A 22,103-nucleotide genomic window follows, 5' to 3' on the forward strand; every position below is an offset into this window, starting at 1 on the left:
GAATATGGAAGAATTGTTCTGTACGGTGGAGGAGGCCCTGGAGGAGCTGCGGGCTGGCCGCATCATCATCTCCATCGACGATCCGGACCGGGAAAACGAGGGAGACATGATCTGTGCCGCCCAGTTTGCCACGACTGAGAACGTCAATTTTATGGCCATGCACGCCAAGGGGCTCATCTGCACCCCTATGAGCCAGGAGATCGCTGACCGGCTCCAGCTGGAGCAGATGGTGAAGGTCAACACCGACAACCATCACACCGCCTTTACAGTGTCCATCGATCATGTAAATACCACTACCGGTATCTCCGCCGAGGAGCGGGGCTATACCTGCCGGATGTGCGTGGACCCGTCCACCCGTCCTGAGGACCTGCGCCGTCCGGGCCATGTGTTCCCGCTGGTGGCTCGTCGGGGCGGTGTGCTCACCCGCAACGGCCATACGGAAGCCACGGTGGATCTGTGCCGCTTGGCCGGGTTGGCCCAGTGCGGCCTGTGCTGTGAGATCATGCGGGACGACGGCACTATGATGCGCACCTCCGAACTGCTGGAGAAAGCCAGAGAGTGGGGACTGAAGATCATTACCATCAAAGCCCTTCAGGACTATTGCCGCCTCCATGACAAGCATGTGGTGCGGGAGGCGGTGGCCAAGATGCCTACCCGTTACGGTGAGTTCCAAATCTACGGCTATGTCAACGACCTGACCGGCGAGCACCATGTGGCTCTGGTGAAGGGAGACATCGGGGACGGCCAGGACGTGCTCTGCCGGGTCCACTCTGAATGCCTCACCGGTGACGTGTTTGGCTCCTGCCGCTGCGACTGTGGCCAGCAGCTTGCTGCCGCTATGATGCAAATTGAGAAGGAGGGCCGGGGCGTGGTCCTCTACATGCGGCAGGAGGGCCGGGGCATTGGCCTCATCAACAAATTGAAGGCTTACGCCCTCCAGGAAAAGGGCTTTGACACCGTGGACGCCAATGTAGAGCTGGGCTTTGCCCCCGACCTGCGGGAGTACTGGACCGGGGCCCAAATCCTGCGGGACCTTGGTGTGCGCACCATGCGGCTGCTGACCAATAATCCGGACAAGGTATACCAACTCTCTGAGTTCGGCCTGGAGATCACCCAGCGTGTGCCCATTCAGATGGACGCCAACGATTACGACCTATTCTACTTGAAGACCAAGCAGGAGCGGATGGGTCATATCCTTACTTACTAATAAAAATGAGAGGAGAACTGAATTATGAAAACGTTTGAGGGTAAACTGGTATCCAGCAACATCAAGGTGGGCATTGTGGTGGCCCGGTTCAACGAGTTTATTACCTCCAAGCTGCTCAGCGGCGCCATGGACGGGCTGCTCCGCCACAATGTGCAGGAGGAGGACATTCAGGTGGCCTGGGTGCCCGGTGCCTTTGAGATCCCCCTCATTGCCTCCAAAATGGCCAAGAGCGGCAAGTACGATGCGGTGATCTGCCTGGGCGCTGTTATTCGGGGCTCCACCAGCCATTACGATTATGTGTGCAATGAGGTGTCCAAGGGCATTGCCGCTGTCTCCCTGGAGACCGGCATTCCGGTGATGTTCGGCGTTCTTACCACGGAGAACATCGAGCAGGCCATCGAGCGGGCGGGCTCCAAAGCAGGCAACAAGGGGTCCGAGTGTGCCGAAGGCGCCATCGAGATGGTGAACCTGATCCGGGAGATGGGTTGCTGATCGATTCTGTCTGTATACCGATGGGGCGTCGGGCCGTGTGATGCGCGGCTCGGCGTCCCTTTTTATTTATACGGAGTGTTACGTTTGGGGCCGGTGAGGTGTATTCTGGGTGGACAGGTCCTTGCGGGACCGGAACGGAGAGGAGGAGAGCCTATGGCGGAAACAACCCGGGAACAGCTGGCCCGGCGGCTGGTGGAACGGGAATCCGACCGACTGCTGCGTCTGGCGTATTCGCTGCTCAATTCTGTGCCCGACGCTCAGGACGTGTGTCAGGAGGTGCTGCTCAAACGCCTGGAGTATGCCGGTGAATTTGAAGGGCCGGAACATGAACGGGCGTGGCTGGTGCGGGTGACGATCAATACCTGCAAAAATCTGCGCCGCAGTCCCTGGCGAACCCGCACGGTGGGACTGGATACGGTAGCGGAGCAGGCAGCGCCCTTTCGACCGGAGGAAGGGGGCGTATTGGAGCAGGTCCAGAAGCTGCCTGCCAAATACCGGGAGGTGCTGGTGCTCTACTACTATCTTGGCTATGATACCAACGAAATCGCCGCCATGCTGGAACTGCGGCCCGAGACGGTCCGGGTACGGATGAATCGGGCCCGGCAGAAGCTGAAAGTAGAACTGGAGGGACAGGGATATGGCAAGCTATCAGGATGAGCTGGAACGACTGTGTTTTTCGCCGACGGAGAAAGCGGAATTGAGCCGTCGGTTGACGGCAGGACAAACGGAAACAAACGTGCGGCGAATGCGGCTGCCCTACCGTGGTTTTGTGGCTGTGGTAGCGGCGGTTTCCCTGCTGCTGGGAGCGGCAGGTGCCACTTCTCTGGCTGGGGTGTCTCCGGCTTTCCGGGCCATTTTTGGCATTACCAGCGATGAGCAGGCCAGACAGTTGGGATCGGAACAGCTGAATCTGGTTTTTCCGGATAAAAACGGCTCCGGAGCCTCCATCACGGTCAAAGAGGTGGTCAAGGACCAAGAGCGGGTCTATGTGTTGATGGACTTCACTGCTCCGGAGGAGGTGGTGCTTCCCACACCGGAGGAGACTGCGGACGGCCGGAACTTTTGGCTGGGGGAGGAGTACGGGGAATGTGCCGTGGCCTTTTATGCGGACGAGGCATGCACACGGAGAGTGGATCCCCGCAGCTGGGGATGGGGCTTCCAAGCGGTGGAGGACCCGGATCCCACCGACCGTGTGATCCCTCTCATGCTCCAGATTACTTCGGATGAGACCATTCCGGAGGAGGCTGCCTGGCTTCGGATCACCAAACTCTCCAAGCTCTGGGCGCTGGAGAATGGAGAGGAGACCGCGGTTGTGTCCGGTATGGACTTTACCCTCTCTGTGCCCATCGAGACTACGGCGGAGATCTATTCCTTTGAAGGCCGGTGCGCCGTCAATCTGAATGGGCTCACCTTGGCGGTGGTGGAAAACCTGACGATTTCTCCGATCAGCATCGCTATGGATCTGGTGATCCCGGACGGGGAAGCCTATGACGCTGCCTTTGAGGCCAAAGGTCCCTGGCAGATGTATGTCCAACTGGAGGATGGTACCATGGTACCGACCCGGTTTGAGAAGGGGGGAGGCGTCCAGGACATATTCCACGATGATGCCGGTCAGATTTTCTTCCGGGCGGATCATGTTCGCTTCGAGCTGGAATCTCCCATCGACGTGGCGAAGATCCGGGAGCTGGTCTTTGTGGGAGACAACAACCGGAGGGCTGAAGGTGAGGAGCAAAGCGGAGATGTGGTCCACTTCAGCTTTGGCCCCGGACATTTCCGCAACGAAACCTACTGGAACGAGGTCAATTACCTCTGGAAGAAGAACTGATTATCTCCTTTGAGAGGCCCGGGGTGTTCCGGGCCTCTTTTTTGATTTGAAACGAAAAAATCCTTGCAAAAGGGGGAACAATGTGATATTATACCAGGGCATGTGATTACGCACACCCGCGGACGGGGGGCCAGGTGCTTCCAAATGGAGGTTGGCCGGCTCCGAATGAACCGGGTGGAGGAATCAACAATTAAAGGAGGAAATTTACCATGGCAGTCGTATCTATGAAGCAGCTTCTCGAGGCGGGCGTCCACTTCGGTCACCAGACCCGCCGCTGGAACCCCAAGATGGCCACCTATATCTACACCGAGCGCAACGGCATCTATATCATCGACCTGCAGAAGACCGTGAAGAAGCTGGAGGAGGCCTATAACTTTGTCCGTTCTCTGGGCGAGTCCGGCCAGACCCTGCTGTTCGTGGGCACCAAGAAGCAGGCTCAGGAGGCCATCAAGGAAGAGGCTGAGCGCGTCGGCATGTACTATGTGAACGCCCGCTGGCTGGGCGGCATGCTCACCAACTTCAAGACCATGCGCGGCCGCGTGGAGCGCCTGAACCAGCTGAAGAAGATGCAGGAGGACGGCACCTTCGACATGCTGCCCAAGAAGGAAGTCATGAAGCACCTGGGCGAGATCGCCAAGCTGGAGAAGTACCTGGGCGGCGTTGTGGAGATGAAGAAGCTCCCCGGCGCTCTGTTCGTGGTCGATCCCCGCAAGGAGCGCAACGCCATCAACGAGGCCCGCAAGCTGAACATCCCCATCGTGGCTATCGTGGACACCAACTGCGATCCCGATGAGATCGACTATGTGATCCCCGGCAACGATGACGCCATCCGCGCCATCAAGCTGATCTCCGGCGTGATGGCCAACGCTATCCAGGAGGGCAAGCAGGGTCAGGATGCCGCTGAGGCTTCCGCCGAGAAGGAAGAGGCCGCCGAGTAATCCGGACCTAAAAACGGACTGTTTGGAGCGCCCGCCCGCGCGGGCGGGCGCTCTTTGATATGAAAAATGGAGGTAATGTGATCATGGCAATCACTGCAAAAGACGTACAGGCTCTGCGCGAGATGACCGGCGTAGGCATGATGGACTGCAAGAAGGCCCTCACCGAGGCCGAGGGCAACATGGATAAGGCCGTTGAGATCCTCCGCGAGAAGGGCCTGGCTGCCTCTCAGAAGAAGGCTGGCCGCATCGCCGCCGAGGGTATGGCTTACTCCGCCGTTGTGGACGGCGTGGGCGTGGTGGTCGAGGTCAACGCCGAGACCGACTTCGTGGGCAAGAACGAGAAGTTTGTGGACTTTGTTAAGGGTGTGGCCGCTGTTGTGGCCGCCAACAAGCCTGCCGACCTGGATGCCCTGATGGCGCTGCCCTATGGCAACGGCCGTACCGTGCAGGAGGAGCAGCAGGAGATGGTGCTGGTCATCGGCGAGAACATCAAGGTCCGCCGCTTTGCCTTCTTCACGGACGGCATCTCCGTGCCTTATGTCCACGCTGGCGGCAAGATTGGCGTGCTGGTCAACCTGGAGAGCAGCCTGAGCGCTGAGCAGGTGGAGACCATCGGCAAGGACGTGGCCATGCAGATCGCCGCTCTGAACCCCCGCTTCTGGGACAAGAGCCAGGTGGACGAGGCCACTCTGGAGGAAGAGAAGAAGATCCTGCTGGTGCAGATGGCCAACGATCCCAAGATGGCTTCCAAGCCCGACAAGGTGAAGGAAGGCATTGTGGCCGGCAAGCTGGGTAAGTTCTACAAGGAGAACTGCCTGCTGCAGCAGGAGTTCGTGAAGGACAACTCCATGTCCGTGGAGCAGTATATTGCCTCCGCCGCTAAGGCGCTGGGCGGCACTGTGACCTTCAAGGATGCTGTTCGCTTTGAGAAGGGCGAGGGCATCGAGAAGAAGCAGGAGAACTTCGCTGAGGAGATTGCCAAGCAGCTGGGCAAGTAATTGTTTTGATGGAAGAAGGTCCGGGGAATGCATTCCCCGGACCTTTTTTTGCCGGGTGTGGCGCTTGTACCCGGGGCGATTGCCTGCTATAATGAAAACAAATGTTCCGGTATGGGGGGGAGAGCCATGGATCTTTTGCAAAACCTCAACAGTGCCCAGCGGGAGGCAGTGACAGCGACCGAGGGATTTGTTCGTGTAATTGCAGGGGCTGGTTCCGGTAAGACCCGGGCGTTGACCCACCGGTTTGCCTTTTTGGTCAACGAGCTTGGGATCCTGCCGGGGAATATTCTCTGCGTTACCTTTACCAACAAATCGGCCGCGGAGATGCGCCAGCGCATCCACCAGCTCACCGGGGACAACGATACCGGCTATATCAATACTTTTCATGGCTTTTGTGTCTCGATCCTCCAGGAGGACAGCCACGCGGTCCAGTATCCCAAGAGTTTTCTGGTGCTGGACAATGCCGACATTGATGCTATGCTCCAGATCATCTATGAGGAGCGTGGACTGACCCTGCGGGAGATGACCTTCTCCGAGGCGAGAAACCGGATCGAGATCCGAAAGCTGATAAAGGAACCGGAGTATTACCGGGATATGATTGACCTGTCACTGGATGTATTGCGGGAGAAGTATGACCAGGCCTCCGACCCAGAGGATATTATTTTCTACGGCTATCTCTACCAGGAGAAGAAGTGCTTCGGGCTGGATTATAATGATCTGATCAAATTTTCTCTGTATGTATTTCAGCAGCACGCGGACCTCCGGCTCAAGTGGCAGCAGCGGCTGGAGTATATCATGATCGATGAGTTTCAGGATATCGATGCGCTCCAGTACCAGTTGATGCAGGTCCTGTGCGGCTATCATAACAATTTGTTTGTGGTGGGGGACCCGGACCAGACCATCTACACCTGGCGGGGGGCGGATGTGAAGTATCTGCTGGACTTTGACAAGGAATTTCCCGGAACCCGCACCATTCTGATGCTGGACAACTACCGCTCTACGCCTCAGATCCTGGCGGCGGCCAATTCCCTGATCCGGAGGAATCGTCAGCGGGTGGAAAAAGATCTGCTTTCTACCCGGCCTTCCGGCGCACCCGTATGGTGTCATTTTGCGGTGAGTCAACAGGAAGAGGCGCAGTGGATGGCTGGGGAGATGGAGCGGCTCCATATGCAGGGGGTGGCCTACCGGGATATGGCGGTGCTCTACCGGGCCCATTATGTGACCCGGGCGGTGGAGGAGGTTCTGCTGCGTGAGAAAATCCCCTACACCATCTACAGCGGTGTGCAGTTTTTTGGCCGGGCAGAGATCAAGGACGCGTTGTGCTATTTGCGGATGATCGCCTATCAGGATGATCTGTCTTTCCGACGGGTGGCCAACGTGCCCCGGCGCAACCTGGGCAGACGGCGGATGGCCTTTTTGGAGCAGTACGCCCAGGAGAAAGGGTGCACACTTTATCAGGCGCTGCGGGACAATTTGGAGGATCCCATACTCAAAGGGACCAAAGGGCAGCAGTTTGTGTCGCTGATTGACACATATTCTACCGGATATGGAGACCGTCCGGTTTCCGAGGTGCTCTCCGCTGTGCTCAATGAGAGTGGTTATGAGCGCATGCTTCGTACCGAAGGCAGTCAGGAGCGGCTGGACAATCTGGCGGAATTGAAGCAGTCGATTTATGAGTATGAGACCAGCTGCGGGGAGGAGAGCACCCTGGAGCACTACCTGGCTCATGTGGCCCTGTTCACCAATCAGGACGCAGGGGGGACTGGGGACAAGGTGAAACTGATGACGGTCCATGCCGCCAAGGGACTGGAATTTCCCAATGTATTTTTATGCGGGATGAACGAGGGAATCTTTCCCTCACGGAAGGTACGGACTCGCCCGGGCATGGAGGAGGAACGCCGGCTGGCTTTCGTGGCCCTGACCAGGGCAGAGGAGCGACTCTACCTCTCCGAGGCGGATGGGCGAAATCTGGATGGATCTCCCCGCTATCCCTCCCGATTTCTGTTGGATATTGACCAAGCACTGCTACAATATACCCATCCGCCCGTGGAAGGACTTATCCAACAGGCACAGGCCTATATTGACGCAGAGAGCCGGCGGCTGCCGGAGAACAGCGGCGATCGATTCGCTGCAGGGGAGCGGGTGAGGCATACCCTGTTCGGGCCGGGCACGGTTTTGGATGTGGACCTGGACCGGGGTGCCCATGTGGTGCAGTTCGACGAGATGCAGACGCCGCGGCGTATCTCTTTCCGCGCCAGGCTGGAACGGCTGTGATCGAGGACAGCGGGGAGAGGAACATACGAATAAATTGTAAAAACTTTAGCTTAACTACTAGGCAAACGTGGAAAACTATATTAAAATAGGGTAGACTAAAATACCATTCAAAGGGGCTGAATATATGTCCGAACCGCAGTATAAGCGTGTACTTCTGAAACTCAGCGGAGAGGCTCTGGCCGGAGAGGCCAGCCGTGGGCTGGACTTTGACGTGATCGGCAGCGTATGCGATGTGATCAAAAAGTGTGTGTCCATCGGTGTGCAGGTGGGAATCGTTGTGGGCGGCGGCAATTTCTGGCGCGGCGTAAAGGACGGCGGCGACCGGATGGAACGCACCCGGGCCGACCACATGGGTATGTTGGCCACCACCATCAATGCTCTGGCTGTGGCTGATGTGCTGGAGCAGAAGGGCGTGGACGTGCGGGTGCAGACCGCCATCGAGATGCGTTCCATTGCCGAGCCGTACATCCGTTCCCGCGCTATCCGCCATATGGAGAAGGGAAGAGTGGTCATTTTTGGCTGTGGTACGGGCAATCCGTTCTTCTCCACCGACACGGCGGCGGTGCTGCGCGCTGCGGAAATCGATGCCGACGCCATTTTGTTGGCCAAGAACATCGACGGTGTCTATAGTGCCGATCCCAAGAAGGACCCAACCGCGGTCAAGTATGACACCATCACTTATGATGATGTTCTGGCCCAGCGGCTCCAGGTCATGGATTCCACCGCTACGTCTCTGTCCATGGACAACAATATTCCGGTGATTCTCTTTGCGCTGAAAGACCCGGAGAATATCCTGCGGGTCGTAATGGGTGAAAAGATCGGGACCATTGTCAAGGAGGAATCGTGAGATGAAGGAAGTCAACAAAGAATTTGATGTTAAGATGCAGAAGACCATTGATGTGGTCATGAGCGACTTCGCCAGCGTTCGGGCCGGCCGCGCCAATGCAGCGGTACTGGACAAGATCACGGTGGACTATTATGGCGCCCCCACCCCTCTCAACCAGGTGGCTGCCATCTCCTCTCCCGATCCCCGCAGCCTGATGATTCAGCCCTGGGATGGTACACTGCTCAAGGCCATTGAAAAAGCCATTCAGACCTCCGATCTGGGCATCAATCCTCAGAACGATGGTCGTGTGATCCGTCTGGCGTTTCCTCAACTCACGGAGGAGCGCCGCAAGGAACTGACCAAGCAGGTAAAGAAATACGGTGAAAACGGGAAAGTGGCCATCCGCAATATCCGTCGGGATGCCATGGAGAAGTTCAAGGCCATGGAGAAAAAGTCCGAGATTACCGAGGATGATCGGAAGGACTACGAGAAAGAACTGCAGGATATCACCGAGAAGCGCTGCAAGCAGATCGATGAGCTGACCGCTAAGAAGGAAGCGGAACTGATGGCAGTTTAATGCTGTAAGGCGAGAACACTTTGCGGTGCGGGATGCCACTTGGCATCCCGCACCCGTATCTTATTTGAGCAGGTAGGGTATCATATGGCATTTATCAAGCCGAAAAAGAATGCGGTCCCAGTGGTGGACTTTGAGCATTTGCCCCGTCACATTGCGATCATTATGGATGGCAATGGCCGCTGGGCGAAACGTCGTGGACTGCCCCGGACAGCGGGACACGCCGCAGGTGCGGAGACCTTTCGTACCATTGCCACCTATTGTAAGGAGATCGGTCTGGAGTATCTGACGGTCTACGCCTTCTCCACAGAGAACTGGAAGCGGCCTGCCGAAGAGGTTTCGGCCATTGTGGGCCTGCTGAAGACCTATCTGCTGGAGTCCATTGAAAAGATGGAGAAGGATAAGATCAAACTGCACTTTTTCGGAGACCTGGAGCCGCTGCCCCAGGAGCTCAAGGATATGTGTGTGCGTACAGACGATATTTCCACCCATTATGATGGCATGCAGGTCAATGTATGTTTCAATTATGGCGGTCGAGATGAGATCGTTCGGGCGGCGCGGGCCTTTGCCTTGGAGTGCGCCCAGGGAAAACGAACGCCGGACTCCTTGACAGAGGCAGATTTTTCCCGTTATCTTTATTCCGCTGGGGTACCGGATCCGGATCTCATTATTCGACCCAGCGGAGAAATACGGGTATCCAATTTCCTGCTATGGCAGTCGGCTTATGCTGAGTTCTATTTCACCGATGTACTCTGGCCGGATTTTTCCAAGGAAGAGCTGCATAAGGCGCTGGCGGCTTATCAGAGCCGATCCCGCCGCTTTGGGGGTGTCTGAGAGTGGGAAAACGAGTCATGGTAGCGGTGATCTTCATTCCGCTGCTGCTGGTATTGTTTTACGGTGTGTCACCTGCCTATCCGTGGGCGCTGTGTCTGCTGATAGCAGCTTTGTCCATGATCGCGGTACACGAGGTACTGTGGTCCACGGGATTTTTGAAGCATGCGCGTATCTCCGGTTATTCCATCATATTGGCCGGACTGATTCCCTTCTGGATTTATTATGACGCATCTGCCCTGGCGGCGTTGTGTGGGATGTTTGTCTATGTGCTGCTCCTGTTTGCTGAAGCAATTGCCAGCCATAAACGTATCACGCTGGAGAAAATGGGAGGGGCTTTTTTCCTCACGCTTGTCATCCCCTTTTTCCTGTCTACCTTCCTGCGCATCCGCCAGATGGAAGTGTGGGAACCTGTGATCGTGTTGCCGCTGGTGGTGGCCTTCATCAGCGATGCCTTTGCCCTGTTTGCTGGTATGGCGTTTGGACGGCACAAACTGGCCCCGGAGCTTTCACCCAAAAAGACGGTAGAGGGTGCTGTGGGGGGCCTTGTAGGTGCGGTGGTATGCACGGTACTGTACGGTGTGCTGCTCCAGTTTGTATTCCATTTTGAGGTGCAGTATTTCTACCTGGGCATTTACGGCGCGTTGGGCAGTCTGGTTTCTCAGCTGGGTGACCTTTCGTTTTCCTATATCAAGCGGGAATATGGGCTGAAGGATTTCGGTAATATCTTTCCCGGGCATGGCGGTGTGCTGGACCGGTTTGACAGCGTAATTTTCTGTGCCCCGCTGATTGAATTGCTGCTCCATTTCCTGCCCGCTGTGGGGGTATCGTAATATGAGCAGATGTATTTCCCTGTTAGGGTCTACTGGATCCATTGGGCGGCAATCACTGGAGGTGATTGCCGCCTGCGGCATGCAGGTGGCGGCTCTGACCGCCAACCGGAATGTGGATCTGATAGAAGAACAGTGTCGTCGCTTCCAGCCAGAGCTTGCCGTACTGATGGATGAGGCCGCCGCAGCAGAACTGCGCTTGCGGCTGGCGGACACCGGAATCCGGGTGTCCGCTGGGATGGACGGCCTTATTGAAGCGGCCAGCCTGCCTGCGGCGGATACCGTATTGACAGCAGTGGTGGGCATGGTAGGCCTGCGGCCGACATTGGCTGCTATTCGGGAGGGGAAACGGATCGCCCTGGCCAATAAGGAGACGCTGGTGTGCGCCGGGGAATTGGTCATGGACGCAGCCCAGCGCTATGGGGCCGAGGTCGTACCTGTGGATTCGGAGCACTCGGCCCTGTTCCAGTGCCTTCAGGGCTGCAAAGATCGCGGGGAGGTCAAGCGCCTGATCCTGACCGCCTCAGGCGGGCCTTTCTTCGGCTGGGAGAAGCAGGCGCTGGCCAATGTCACCAAGGCTCAGGCCCTAAAGCACCCCAACTGGTCCATGGGAGCGAAGATCACCATTGACTCGGCCACTCTGATGAACAAAGGTCTGGAGTTTATTGAGGCGATGCGGCTTTACCATATGCCTCCGGAGAAAATTTCCATCGTAATTCACCGGGAGAGTATAGTTCACTCCCTGGTGGAATACTGTGATCATGCAGTGCTGGCGCAGTTGGGGGTACCCGATATGCGCCTGCCCATCCAGTATGCCCTGACCTGGCCCGCCCGTACTCCGGCAGTGGCAGAGCCTTTGGATTTGTTGACCTGTCCGCCTTTGACCTTCCATGCCCCGGACTATGAGGCATTCCCCTGTCTGAAACTGGCCCTCTCTGCTGCCCGTACGGGTGGGACGGCCACAGCGGTGCTCAACGGTGCCAATGAGGCAGCGGTAGGGTTGTTCCTGGAGGAGAAGATATCCTTCGGGGCCATAGCCGAGCGAGTGGCTCGGGCGTTGGACCAAGTTCCGGTGGTGTACGATCCTACCTTGGAAGATGTATTGGCGGCCGATGCGGCCGCCCGGGAAGCAGCTACATGTTGATTTGAGGTGCCTATGACCATTTTGTTCATTGTCATTACCATTGTGCTTTTTGGGCTGCTCATTGCAGTACATGAGTTCGGTCATTTTATTGCTGCCAAGCTTCTGGGAGTGCGTGTGAACGAATTTGCCATCGGCATGGGGCCACAGCTGCTGTCCCGGACGCGGGGGGAGACCACATATTCTCTTCGAGCCTTTCCTGTAGGCGGTTTCTGCGCTATGGAGGGAGAGGATGAGAACTCCGACGACCCGCGTTCCTTTCATAATAAGCCGGCCTGGAAGAAATTTATTATCCTGGTGGCCGGCGCGTTTATGAATTTTGTGGCGGGGCTGCTGCTCATCCTGATTCTGTTCAGCGTGGCAGGTAGCCCTTCTATGCCGGTGGTGGGGGAGTTCCTCTCCGGAGCGGAGGATATCGCCGAGCAGGGACTGCTGCCCGGGGATGAGTTCTATCGCATCGATGGACACCGGATCTACTTCCGTAATGATGCCATCCTTTTTCTCAGTCGGGCTGGGGAGGATGTGGCCATCGAGGTATTACGGGACGGGGAGCGGGTTGACCTGGGCACGCTCCACCTGCCCTACCGTATTCAGGTAGAGGAAAATGGTCAACAGGTGCTCAAACGCGGCATCACAGTGGGAGAGGTTCGTGAAACCGGGCCGTTGGCCACGATCCGAAATGTCTGGTACCAGGCCATTGACTATGTGCGCATGGTATGGATGAGTCTGGGTGATCTGGTGACCGGCGCGGTAGGGATCCAGGACATGTCCGGCCCGATCGGTATTTTGGCCATCGCTGGGGAGAAGGGACAGCAGGGAGTAGAGGCTGCCGGGCTGTTCGGCGGTATGGTGAACATTTTGGACTTTGTGGCCCTTATTGCCATCAACCTGGCAGTGATGAACCTGCTGCCCATCCCGGCGCTGGACGGAGGACAGATCCTTTTCCTCTTTGTAGGGGGGATCTACCGGTTGCTTCGCGGAAAACGTATGGATCAGAAATATCTGGGTTACGTCAATATGATCGGCTTTTTCTGCCTGATCGCGCTGATGGTCGTGGTGGCGATCAGCGACGTGACCAAGCTCCTGTAAGGAGGAAGAGACTATGACCAAACAGATCAACGTGGGCAGCGTACCCGTGGGCGGCGGTGCGCCTGTGAGCATCCAGTCTATGACCAACACCCGTACCGACGACGTGTCGGCTACGGTGGAGCAGATCAAGCGGCTCCAGACCGCCGGGTGTCAGATCATCCGGGTGGCGGTACCCGACCTGGTGGCGGCCAGGGCGGTAGGCGCCATCCGGGAACAGATCTCCATCCCGCTGGTGGTGGATATCCACTTTGACTATAAGCTGGCCCTGGAGTGTGTGGCGGCCGGATGCGACGCGGTGCGCATCAATCCCGGCAACATCGGTGGGGAAGATCGGGTCAAAGCAGTGGCCCAAGCGTGTAAAGCAAAAGGACTTCCCATTCGTATCGGAGTCAACGGCGGCTCACTGGAGAAGCCGCTGCTGGCCAAGTACGGCGGCGTGACGCCGGAAGCCCTGGTAGAATCGGCATTTGGACATATCCGGCTGCTGGAGAAGTATGATTTTGACGATATCTGCGTCTCGCTCAAATCCTCCAGCGTACCGGTTACTATGGCGGCCTATCGCCTGATGAGTGAGAAAAGTAATTATCCTTTACATCTTGGAGTGACTGAGACCGGCACCGTGCGCATGGGAACACTAAAATCGGCCATCGGTATTGGCGGCCTGCTGGCCCTGGGCATTGGGGATACCATGCGGGTGTCTCTCTCCGCCGACCCGGTAGAGGAGGTGCTGGCGGCCAGGGATATTCTGAAAGCCGCCGGCCTGCGCCGGGACGGCCCCGATCTGATCTCCTGTCCTACCTGTGGGCGCACCCGCATCGACCTTATTTCGCTGGCAAGTGAGGTGGAGGAGCGGCTCAAGAAGGTAGACAAGCCCATTACCGTGGCGGTGATGGGGTGTGCGGTGAACGGACCAGGAGAGGCCTCTGCCGCCGATGTGGGCATCGCCGGTGGCAACGGCGAGGGACTGCTTTTCCGCAAGGGGGAGATCGTTAAGAAGGTCCCTCAGGACTGCCTAGTGGACGAGCTATTCGCCATGATCGAGCAATTGTAAGTGATTTAGGAGCGTTTCAACTATGCCGCAAGCACAAAAGATACCCTTTTTAAGACTGTTTTCGGCCTGGCACCCCGCCGGGGAGCTGGCGTCTCTGACGGAGGGCTACCTGGTGACCCGGGCAGTGATCGACAAAAGTGCCCGTTCCATCCGGGCCGAGGTGGAGTGTGCCAGCTGTCCCGCTGAGGATGTGAAGCGGCAGATCGAGCGCAGCCTGGCCCTGGCCTACCGTGTAGAGCGGGTGGAGCTGGACCTGGCGGGCCTGCCGGGAACGCCTACGCCGCCAGCCCCCACAGAAGAGGAGGCGTCTCCGCCCCCTGCGCCGCTGCCTGCGGAGGAGGATGCCATGGCGGCGTTCCGCCGCACGGAGGAGATCCGGCGTAAGGCGCTGGCGGGGCTGAAAGCCCCCCGGCCTTCGGAGAAGAAGGGGAGTAAGGGAGGCGGCAAGGGCAAGCTGATCTATGGCCGCCATGAGATCCGCAAGGAGCCCATCCCCATGCGGACGCTGGAACTGGACATGGGCACCGTCATTGTGGAGGGCGATGTATTTGCGGTGGACCACCGGGAGCTGAAAAAGCGTGGGGCCTGGGTGGTCTGCTTTGACGTGACCGATTACACCGGCTCAGTGCGGGTGTCCAAGTTCTTCCCCGGGGACGAGGGCAAGGCCATCGTGGACGGGGTAAAGAAGGGTCAGCACCTACTTCTCCAGGGAAAGCTCAACATCGATCGCTTTACCGGCGACATGGTGCTGGAGCCCTATGCCGTCATGGAGAGCAGCAAGACCATGAAGACCGACGACGCGCCGGAGAAGCGGGTGGAACTGCACCTGCACACCACCATGTCCTCCATGGATGCTCTGACGCAGGTCAGCCCCAAGGCGGGGCCGGATAAAAACGTGGTCAAGCGGGCGGAGGCCTGGGGCCACCGCGCCATCGCCATTACCGACCACGGGGTGGCCCAGGCCTTCCCAGATGCCTGGCACTCGGCTAAGAACATCAAGATTCTCTATGGCGTGGAGGCCTACTTCATCAACGATGTGGACGACCGAGTGGTCATCCACGGGGACCGGGAGCAAGATCTGGCCGATGAGATCGTCTGCTTTGACATTGAGACCACTGGTCTGGACAAGCGGCGAGACGCGATCACAGAGATCGGCGCTGTGGTGCTGCGGGGGGGAGAGATTGCCGAGCAGTTCTCCACTTTTGCCGACCCCGGCCGGCCGCTGACCCGGGAGATCACGGAGCTCACCGGCATTACCGACGAGATGCTCCGGGGCGCCCCTTCTCAGGCCGAGGCAGTAAACGCCTTTCTGGACTTTGTGGGGGACCGGCCTCTGGCTGCACACAACGCGGAATTTGACATCGGCTTTATCTCCGAGGCATGCCGCCGGATGGGCCGCCCCTTTACCCAGACCTCGCTGGATACCCTCATCCTGGCTCAGAACCTGCTGCCCGAGCTGGGCAAGTACAAGCTGGACATTGTGGCCGGGCACTTGAACCTGCCTGCCTTCAACCACCACCGGGCCTATGACGACGCAGCCACGGTGGGCTATATGCTGATCCCCTTCTTTGAGATGCTGCGGGACAAGGGGGTACATACCCTCCAGCAGATCAACCCGGCCATGACCCGGCTGCGCACCGGCGGTAAGGCCAGGCGCCAACCCAAGCACCTGATCGTTTTGGCCAAGAACCAGCTTGGCTTGCGCAATCTGTACAAGCTCATCTCCTATGCCCATCTGGAGCACTTCAAGCGTTACCCCATCATGCCCAAGAGCCTTATCAACCAGCACCGGGAGGGGCTGATCATCGGCTCGGCCTGCGAGGCGGGAGAGCTTTTTGATGCAGTGGTCAAGCGCAAGGAGTTTGAAGAGCTCAAACGCATCGCCTCCTGGTATGATTTCCTGGAGATCCAGCCGCTGTGCAACAACGCCTTCATGCTGCGTAAGGGCATTGTCCAGAGCCAGGAAGAGCTCAAGGACTTCAACCGCACCATTGTGGAGCTGGGCAGGGTATTGGATAAGCCGGTGTGTGCCACTGGCGATGTGCACTTCCTGGACCCGGAGGATGAGATCTACCGCCATGTCCTGCTGGCCTCCAAGGGATTTGAGGACGCCGATGCTCCGCTGCCCATCTACTTTAAGACCACCAATGAGATGTTGGAGGAGTTTGCCTACCTGGGGAAGGAGAAGGCCTACGAGGTGGTGGTGCGTAACACCAATCTGGTGGCCGACTGGTGTGAGGACGTGGTGCCCCTGCCCAAGGGACTGTTTGCCCCCAAGATCGAGAATTCGGCGGAAGAACTTAGCCGCCTGGTATGGGAGAAAGCAAAAGACCTTTACGGGGAAGAGGTACCTCAGATCGTCTCTGACCGCATCAACGCTGAGTTGGGCGACATCCTGCTGCGGCACTACGACGTCATCTACATGTCGGCCCAGAAGCTGGTACAGGACTCTCTGGCCCACGGCTATCTGGTGGGCTCCCGTGGTTCGGTGGGCTCGTCGCTGGTGGCTTTCATGTCGGGTATTACGGAGGTTAACTCCCTGCCGCCCCATTACCGCTGCCCCAAGTGCAAACACTCCGACTTTGAGATCGCCAAGGAGCTGGGGGCGGGTTGCGGCGCGGATATGCCGGATGCAGTGTGCCCCGTATGCGGAACGCCTTATGCCAAGGACGGCTTCAACATCCCCTTTGAGACCTTCCTGGGCTTCGGCGGTGACAAGGTGCCTGATATCGACCTGAACTTCTCCGGCGAGTATCAGGCCAACGCCCACCGCTACACCTTTGAGCTGTTTGGACAGACCCACGTGTTCCGGGCGGGTACCATTGGTACCGTGGCGGAAAAGACCGCCTTCGGCTATGTGAAGAAGTATCTGGACGAGCGGGGTGTACATGCCACCCGGGCCGAGGAAAACCGTCTGGCGCAGGGCTGCACCGGGGTCAAACGCACCACCGGCCAGCACCCCGGCGGCATGGTGGTCATCCCACAGAACCGGGAGATCTACGATTTCTGCCCCGTGCAGCACCCCGCTGACGACCCCAATACGGATATCGTTACCACCCACTTCGAATATCACTCCATGGAGTCCAACCTGCTGAAGCTGGACATGCTGGGGCACGATGATCCTACCATGATCCGCATGCTGGAGGACTTGACGGGGGTGAATGCCCGCACCGACATCCCCCTGGATGACCCGGGTACCATGAGCATTTTCACCTCCTCCGAGGCGCTCGGTTTTGTGGATGACCCCATCCTGGGTCCCACCGGGGCCGTGGCCATTCCGGAATTTGGTACTTCTTTTGTCCGGGGCATGCTGATGGACACTCAGCCCACCGAATTTGATATTCTGGTACGGCTGTCCGGTTTCTCCCACGGCACCGACGTGTGGCTGGGCAACGCCCGGGACCTGATCGTGGATCAGGGAGTTCCCGTCGGGCAGGCCATCGGCTGCCGCGACGATATTATGCTCTTCCTCATCGCCTGCGGGATGCCGGAAAAGCGCTCCTTCAAGATCATGGAGTCGGTCCGTAAGGGCCGGGGCCTGCCCGAGGGAGCGGAGGAGGAGATGAAGGCTGCGGGTGTGCCCGAGTGGTACATCGGCTCGTGCAAGAAGATCAAGTATCTTTTCCCCAAAGCCCACGCCGTGGCCTACGTCATGATGGCTTTCCGCATTGCCTGGTTCAAGGTCCATCGGCCGCTGGCCTTTTACGCGGCCTACTTTTCCATCCGGGCCAAGGCCTTTGACGCCACGTGCATGTGCTGGGGTATGGATGTGTGTAAGGCCAAGATGAAGGAGATCCGGGAGAAGGAGAACCCCTCCGCCGTGGAAGAGGATATGCTGGTCACCCTGGAGGTGGTCTATGAATTCTATCTCCGTGGGTTTACGTTTGAGCATGTGGATCTCTATCGCTCCCATGCGGTCAACTTCCTGATGGACGAGGAGAAGGGAACCCTGCTGCCCCCCTTTGCCTCCATCCCCGGCTTGGGGGAGACGGCGGCCTACTCCATCATGGAGCAGCGTAAGGGCAAGCAGTTTATCTCCATTGAGGAATTCTCCGCGGCCTGTCCCAAGGTATCCAAGACCCATATTGAGCAGCTTAAGGCCGCCGGCGCTCTGGATGGTATGCCGGATACCAGCCAGATTACGTTGTTTGACGGATTTTGAGTGAGTAGGAAAACGCCCCCGTTTCGGCTCTCTATGCCGAAACGGGGGCGTTTGTTTCTGGATCAGCTTGCCGTACCGGAGAGGATTACCGTGTCCTCGGCACTTAGTCCCCCGAGGATCTCAGTGTATCCTCCCAAAGTGAGACCGGTTTCCACGGCAACGGTTTCCTCCTTGCCGTCCCGCAGTATGTGCACCGAACCGTCTGTCACGGCAGAAGAGGGAATACACAGCTGGAAAAGCTGACTTTGGGTAACAATAGTGGCGGAGACGTTCATTCCGGCCCGGAGTCCGTCGGTGCTGTCCAGAAGCAGCTCCACCGTATAGTCGGTGACGCCGCCGGAGGTGACGCCGGTGTCATCCACCCGGTTGACGGTGCCCTCGTAGGTCCTGGATTGTCCGTCGTCGGTGGTAAAGGAGACTCGGGCACTCTGACCGGGCTGAATGCGATCAATGGATTGTTCGTCTACGTCCACCTGGACGCAGAGCGTGTCCGGCTGGGCCAGGGTAGCCAGTGCGACAGCGGCGGAGGCAAAATCTCCGGTTTTCGCCGTGCGGCTGATGATGGTGCCGCTGGCCGGGGCGGTGACGGAATAATCAGGTCGCTTGGCCTCCAGCTGGGAGAGATTGACGGAGGCGGATTGTACAGACAGGGCAGCATTGGTAACTGCGTTGGTCAGACTGGCGTTTTCGATGGTCATCACCGTCTGACCAGCAGTAACGGAGGTGCCGGCTTGGATGGACAGAGTCAGCACTTGGCCGGACTGGGTCGCGTAGATGGACTGCTGTGTCCCGTAAGCGACTGTTCCGGCCTCCATGCATGCATGGGTACCGACTGTAGCAGTAGCGGTGGCGCCTGCCTGGATTGCACCGGGATTTTGGAAGGAGATGACAACATACATCCCCTCCCGGCCACCGGAGAGAACACTGGGAGTATCATAGATTCGTTTGACGGAACCAGTGACGGTGCCAGCTTGAGAGGGAAAGGAGATGACGGCAGAAGTGCCGGGGGAGAGGGCCGCGGCGTCCTCTGTAGCAAAGGGAACGGTTAGCTCCAGATTCTGGCTGTCCACCAGATCGGCAATGGGAGTACCGATATTAACATAATCACCTATGTGGACATAAGTAGTGGTAACGGTGCCAGAAGCGCTTGCGTATACGGTCAGATCCTCGCAGGCGGCGACGGCCTGATCATAGCTGGCGCGGGCATTGGAGAGGGAGAGCTGAGCCTGGGTAATCTGATCCTCCAGGTCACTGGAGTCGATGGTGTACAGCACGTCTCCTTCGGCCACGGTATCTCCTTCCTCAATGGTACAGGAGAGAATCCTGCCGCTGACCGATGGACTGATAGAATAGTTGTCCCGGTAGGCCACCGTGCCCGTGTCCTCCACGGTATCTTCGATCACCGTGTCCGTAGTAGGGGTGACGGTTACCAGTTCTTCCTGATCCGACCCCGTACAGCCGCTGAGGGAGAAAAGCCCGGCCACACAGGCCAGCGCAGCGGCAGAGCGTACCCTTTGGTTCCATCTCATCGTTCACGCCACCTCTTTCGTTATTCCACGCTCTTCAGAGCACCCAGCATATCGATACCCTTCATCTTCCGACCAATCACCACATTGACGGCCAGCGCGAACAACATCGTGATCGCGCAGGAAAGGGCCACTGAAAACGGCCGCGTGGCCTCCTCCAGCGGCATGGTGGTGATAGCGTTTAAGATCATCCGGTTGAGGAATACGCCCAGCGGGATCCCCAGCAGGATGCCCAGAGCGGCAAAAATCAAGTTTTCACTCAGCTGCAGGCGCTTGATCTCCTTGTGGTAAAAGCCCAGTACCATCAGTGTGGCCAGGCTGCGTACCTGCTCAAAGAAACTCATGATTCCCAGATTGTAGATTACGATGCAGGCCAGTCCACCGCCAAAGAGGATCAGCACATAGACCACCATGGAGGTGCTGGTCATCCGGTCCATCACCGCGGAGGTAATGGTTTCGCGGGTCTGCCAGCCATCGATAAAGTCGTAATGATCCAATTGGGCAGTCACTTGTGATGGGTTGCTGGTGGTGAGATAGGCCGCCGTGGGTGTGTAGCCGAGCCCCAGCGAACGCCAGAAGGTACGACCGGCATAGATGCCGCTGACGCACCGGTTGACCTGTGCTACCCGGACGGAGTAAAAACGACTGTCTCCAGAGAAACGGAGGGATACCGTGTCGCCTTCCGATACCTCCAGTTCATCGGCCAGGCTCTTTTCCAAAATGATCCCATCGGCAGGCAGAGTTTGTCCCTTGGAGGCGTAGGGGTCGTATAATTTTAGTGAAACTTGGTCTTCTGCCACGGTAAGAGAGGCGGTGGAGGCCTGCTGCTCCGAATAGATCCAGCAGGCGGTGGTCATTTCCAGTTCAGCGGCTGTGACGCTTGTGTCGTGAGCAATGCGGTCGTATTGCCCCTGGGTAACCGAGGTACTGAAATCCACCATGAGGTCATAGTTGTTCTGGTGTTCCGCCAATGCGGTAGTATAGTGGTCCATGGAATCCTTGATGGCGAACGCCAAAAAGACCAGGGCCATACAGAAAGCGATACCAAAAATACAGGTAGCCATACGCACTTTGTTGCGCAGGGTGTTTCGGATGATGTATTTCTGATTAAAGCTTAACCTGCGCCAAAGGAAAGGAACGCGTTCCAGCAGGATCGCGCGGGCGTTTTTGGGCGGTTTGGGGCGCATGCACTGGGCGGGTGTCTCTTTCAGCAGGGAGCGACACACCAGCCAGGCACTGCCGATGCAGCACAGGGCGGTCAGGGCCAGGGACTGCCACCAGGACGCATAGTCATGTACAATGGTATAAGGGGGCATATCGCAGCCTGTGGCAATGGTACGGACGATGAGTGCGGAAATGTACTTGCCCAAATAGGCGCCAACTGGGAAACCAACCGCAACTACCAGCAGGGCGTGGAGCAGGTAGTAGAAGAGGATGGTACGGTCCGAGTAGCCCAGAGCCTTGAACGTGCCGATGTCCGAGCGGGAGCTCTCCACCAGGCGGTTCATAGTGCTCACCATCATCAATACCGCGCACAGGAAAAACAGTACGGGGAAGATGGTGAGGATAGGTGCGATATTCTCTTTGGTCTCCATCATGGAGTAGGCCTGGGTGTTGTCTTCCAGGGCCAGAATATTAAGTACCTTATCCCCAAGCAGGGTATCGATCTCCCGGCGCAGGTCGGAAGCGGAGCAGGTTGGATCGGTAGTGATGCAGATTTGATTGTAGTGGTTAGCACCCAGCAGGTCCTGTACGGTTTCCTGCCGGACGTAGGCAAAGCCATAGAGTGTCAGGTCGGGAGCGGGGATGGTAGCGTTGACATGGTAGAGGCATTCCGGGTCCTTGGCCAGGCCGGAGATCTGCAGACGCAGATGTATGCCGCTGCCGGTAATGGTCAGCTCATACCAGTCGCCTACTTCCAGTCCCAAACTTCTGGCGTAGACATCGCTGAGCAAAATCTCACGGTTGGAAGAAGGGAGGGAGCCCTCCACCAGGTAGGGCGTGTTGATGGCAAACTCACCAGACACGCCGTAAAGGGTCAGGGTCCGGTTGCTGTCATAGCGGTCCTCTGCGTCCAATTGGACGCGTCCCTGTACTCCAGTGACGGCGTCCAGCGTCGCCAGGGTCCGACAGTCACCGTCGTCCAGATTTACGCCTGTGATCCAGTAGTCTGCTACATTCTGATTGTCGAAATAATCCTGGGAGATGCGCTCAGTGTTGGACAGGATCCCGCTCAGACCGGTGTAGACCAGTACAGCGATCATGGTAATGATGCTCACCGAGATCAGGCGGGAGGCCGTGTGGCGCAGATCCCGAAAGAAATTTTTCCAGATCATACG

The 22,103-nt window shown here is 57.8% G+C and carries 17 protein-coding genes; 15 read left to right on the top strand and 2 right to left on the bottom strand.

Features of this window, described 5'->3' with window-relative positions:
* The first annotated feature begins 4 nt into the window (after positions 1-4).
* From WMO45_RS00580 to WMO45_RS00650, 15 genes are all read left to right on the top strand, one after another.
* Positions 5-1,207 carry a bifunctional 3,4-dihydroxy-2-butanone-4-phosphate synthase/GTP cyclohydrolase II gene (locus tag WMO45_RS00580; RefSeq protein WP_349138680.1) on the top strand — a complete coding sequence of 401 codons (1,203 nt, stop codon included), beginning with the start codon at positions 5-7 and terminating at the stop codon, positions 1,205-1,207.
* Between the two features lie 24 nt (positions 1,208-1,231).
* Entirely contained in the window at positions 1,232-1,699 is a 468-nt protein-coding gene (gene ribH / locus WMO45_RS00585) for a 6,7-dimethyl-8-ribityllumazine synthase (RefSeq protein WP_349138681.1), read from the top strand.
* Positions 1,700-1,852: 153 nt separating this feature from the next.
* Positions 1,853-2,356 (top strand): RNA polymerase sigma factor, encoded by a 504-nt coding sequence (locus WMO45_RS00590; protein ID WP_349138682.1) that lies wholly within the window; start codon positions 1,853-1,855, stop codon positions 2,354-2,356.
* Entirely contained in the window at positions 2,337-3,524 is a 1,188-nt protein-coding gene (locus tag WMO45_RS00595) for a DUF4179 domain-containing protein (RefSeq protein ID WP_349138683.1), read from the top strand. Before WMO45_RS00590 ends, WMO45_RS00595 begins: the two co-directional genes overlap by 20 nt.
* 209 nt (positions 3,525-3,733) lie before the next feature.
* Entirely contained in the window at positions 3,734-4,462 is a 729-nt protein-coding gene (gene rpsB, locus WMO45_RS00600; RefSeq protein WP_349138684.1) for a 30S ribosomal protein S2, read from the top strand.
* A gap of 83 nt (positions 4,463-4,545) precedes the next feature.
* Positions 4,546-5,460 carry a translation elongation factor Ts gene (gene tsf, locus WMO45_RS00605; protein ID WP_349138686.1) on the top strand — a complete coding sequence of 305 codons (915 nt, stop codon included), beginning with the start codon at positions 4,546-4,548 and terminating at the stop codon, positions 5,458-5,460.
* A gap of 126 nt (positions 5,461-5,586) precedes the next feature.
* Positions 5,587-7,734, top strand: a complete 2,148-nt coding sequence (locus WMO45_RS00610) for an ATP-dependent helicase (RefSeq protein WP_349138687.1) — start codon at positions 5,587-5,589, stop codon at positions 7,732-7,734.
* A gap of 124 nt (positions 7,735-7,858) precedes the next feature.
* Complete coding sequence (pyrH, locus tag WMO45_RS00615; protein ID WP_349138688.1) at positions 7,859-8,581, top strand: UMP kinase; 723 nt, start codon at positions 7,859-7,861, stop codon at positions 8,579-8,581.
* 1 nt (position 8,582) lies between these two features.
* Positions 8,583-9,137: a ribosome recycling factor gene (gene frr, locus WMO45_RS00620; RefSeq protein WP_349138689.1), complete on the top strand. Its 555-nt coding sequence runs from the start codon at positions 8,583-8,585 to the stop codon at positions 9,135-9,137.
* An 84-nt stretch (positions 9,138-9,221) separates the two neighbouring features.
* On the top strand, positions 9,222-9,968 hold the full coding sequence (gene uppS, locus WMO45_RS00625; protein WP_349138690.1) for an undecaprenyl pyrophosphate synthase: 747 nt from the start codon (positions 9,222-9,224) through the stop codon (positions 9,966-9,968).
* Between the two features lie 2 nt (positions 9,969-9,970).
* Positions 9,971-10,798: a phosphatidate cytidylyltransferase gene (locus WMO45_RS00630; protein ID WP_349138691.1), complete on the top strand. Its 828-nt coding sequence runs from the start codon at positions 9,971-9,973 to the stop codon at positions 10,796-10,798.
* 1 nt (position 10,799) lies between these two features.
* Positions 10,800-11,939: a 1-deoxy-D-xylulose-5-phosphate reductoisomerase gene (locus WMO45_RS00635; RefSeq protein ID WP_349138692.1), complete on the top strand. Its 1,140-nt coding sequence runs from the start codon at positions 10,800-10,802 to the stop codon at positions 11,937-11,939.
* A 12-nt stretch (positions 11,940-11,951) separates the two neighbouring features.
* Positions 11,952-13,025: a M50 family metallopeptidase gene (locus WMO45_RS00640; RefSeq protein ID WP_349138693.1), complete on the top strand. Its 1,074-nt coding sequence runs from the start codon at positions 11,952-11,954 to the stop codon at positions 13,023-13,025.
* Between the two features lie 13 nt (positions 13,026-13,038).
* On the top strand, positions 13,039-14,076 hold the full coding sequence (gene ispG, locus WMO45_RS00645; protein WP_349138694.1) for a flavodoxin-dependent (E)-4-hydroxy-3-methylbut-2-enyl-diphosphate synthase: 1,038 nt from the start codon (positions 13,039-13,041) through the stop codon (positions 14,074-14,076).
* 22 nt (positions 14,077-14,098) lie between these two features.
* Positions 14,099-18,238 carry a PolC-type DNA polymerase III gene (locus WMO45_RS00650; protein WP_349138695.1) on the top strand — a complete coding sequence of 1,380 codons (4,140 nt, stop codon included), beginning with the start codon at positions 14,099-14,101 and terminating at the stop codon, positions 18,236-18,238.
* 62 nt (positions 18,239-18,300) lie between these two features.
* On the opposite strand, the gene WMO45_RS00655 is transcribed toward WMO45_RS00650, so the two are convergent.
* Together WMO45_RS00655 and WMO45_RS00660 are read right to left on the bottom strand one after the other, a co-directional pair.
* Positions 18,301-19,767, bottom strand: coding sequence for an efflux RND transporter periplasmic adaptor subunit (locus WMO45_RS00655; protein WP_349138696.1), 1,467 nt, complete (start codon positions 19,765-19,767; stop codon positions 18,301-18,303).
* Between the two features lie 20 nt (positions 19,768-19,787).
* Positions 19,788-22,100 (bottom strand): ABC transporter permease, encoded by a 2,313-nt coding sequence (locus tag WMO45_RS00660; RefSeq protein WP_349138697.1) that lies wholly within the window; start codon positions 22,098-22,100, stop codon positions 19,788-19,790.
* Positions 22,101-22,103 lie beyond the last annotated feature (3 nt).

Source organism: Flavonifractor hominis (assembly GCF_040095835.1).
Taxonomy (GTDB): Bacteria; Bacillota; Clostridia; order Oscillospirales; family Oscillospiraceae; genus Flavonifractor; species Flavonifractor hominis.

Coding starts and splice junctions, on each gene's coding strand:
- WMO45_RS00580 (WP_349138680.1), top strand. CDS start 5: ATGGAAGAATTGTTCTGTACGGTGGAGGAGGCCCTGGAGGAGCTGCGG.
- ribH (WP_349138681.1), top strand. CDS start 1,232: ATGAAAACGTTTGAGGGTAAACTGGTATCCAGCAACATCAAGGTGGGC.
- WMO45_RS00590 (WP_349138682.1), top strand. CDS start 1,853: ATGGCGGAAACAACCCGGGAACAGCTGGCCCGGCGGCTGGTGGAACGG.
- WMO45_RS00595 (WP_349138683.1), top strand. CDS start 2,337: ATGGCAAGCTATCAGGATGAGCTGGAACGACTGTGTTTTTCGCCGACG.
- rpsB (WP_349138684.1), top strand. CDS start 3,734: ATGGCAGTCGTATCTATGAAGCAGCTTCTCGAGGCGGGCGTCCACTTC.
- tsf (WP_349138686.1), top strand. CDS start 4,546: ATGGCAATCACTGCAAAAGACGTACAGGCTCTGCGCGAGATGACCGGC.
- WMO45_RS00610 (WP_349138687.1), top strand. CDS start 5,587: ATGGATCTTTTGCAAAACCTCAACAGTGCCCAGCGGGAGGCAGTGACA.
- pyrH (WP_349138688.1), top strand. CDS start 7,859: ATGTCCGAACCGCAGTATAAGCGTGTACTTCTGAAACTCAGCGGAGAG.
- frr (WP_349138689.1), top strand. CDS start 8,583: ATGAAGGAAGTCAACAAAGAATTTGATGTTAAGATGCAGAAGACCATT.
- uppS (WP_349138690.1), top strand. CDS start 9,222: ATGGCATTTATCAAGCCGAAAAAGAATGCGGTCCCAGTGGTGGACTTT.
- WMO45_RS00635 (WP_349138692.1), top strand. CDS start 10,800: ATGAGCAGATGTATTTCCCTGTTAGGGTCTACTGGATCCATTGGGCGG.
- WMO45_RS00640 (WP_349138693.1), top strand. CDS start 11,952: ATGACCATTTTGTTCATTGTCATTACCATTGTGCTTTTTGGGCTGCTC.
- ispG (WP_349138694.1), top strand. CDS start 13,039: ATGACCAAACAGATCAACGTGGGCAGCGTACCCGTGGGCGGCGGTGCG.
- WMO45_RS00650 (WP_349138695.1), top strand. CDS start 14,099: ATGCCGCAAGCACAAAAGATACCCTTTTTAAGACTGTTTTCGGCCTGG.
- WMO45_RS00655 (WP_349138696.1), bottom strand. CDS start 19,767: ATGAGATGGAACCAAAGGGTACGCTCTGCCGCTGCGCTGGCCTGTGTG.
- WMO45_RS00660 (WP_349138697.1), bottom strand. CDS start 22,100: ATGATCTGGAAAAATTTCTTTCGGGATCTGCGCCACACGGCCTCCCGC.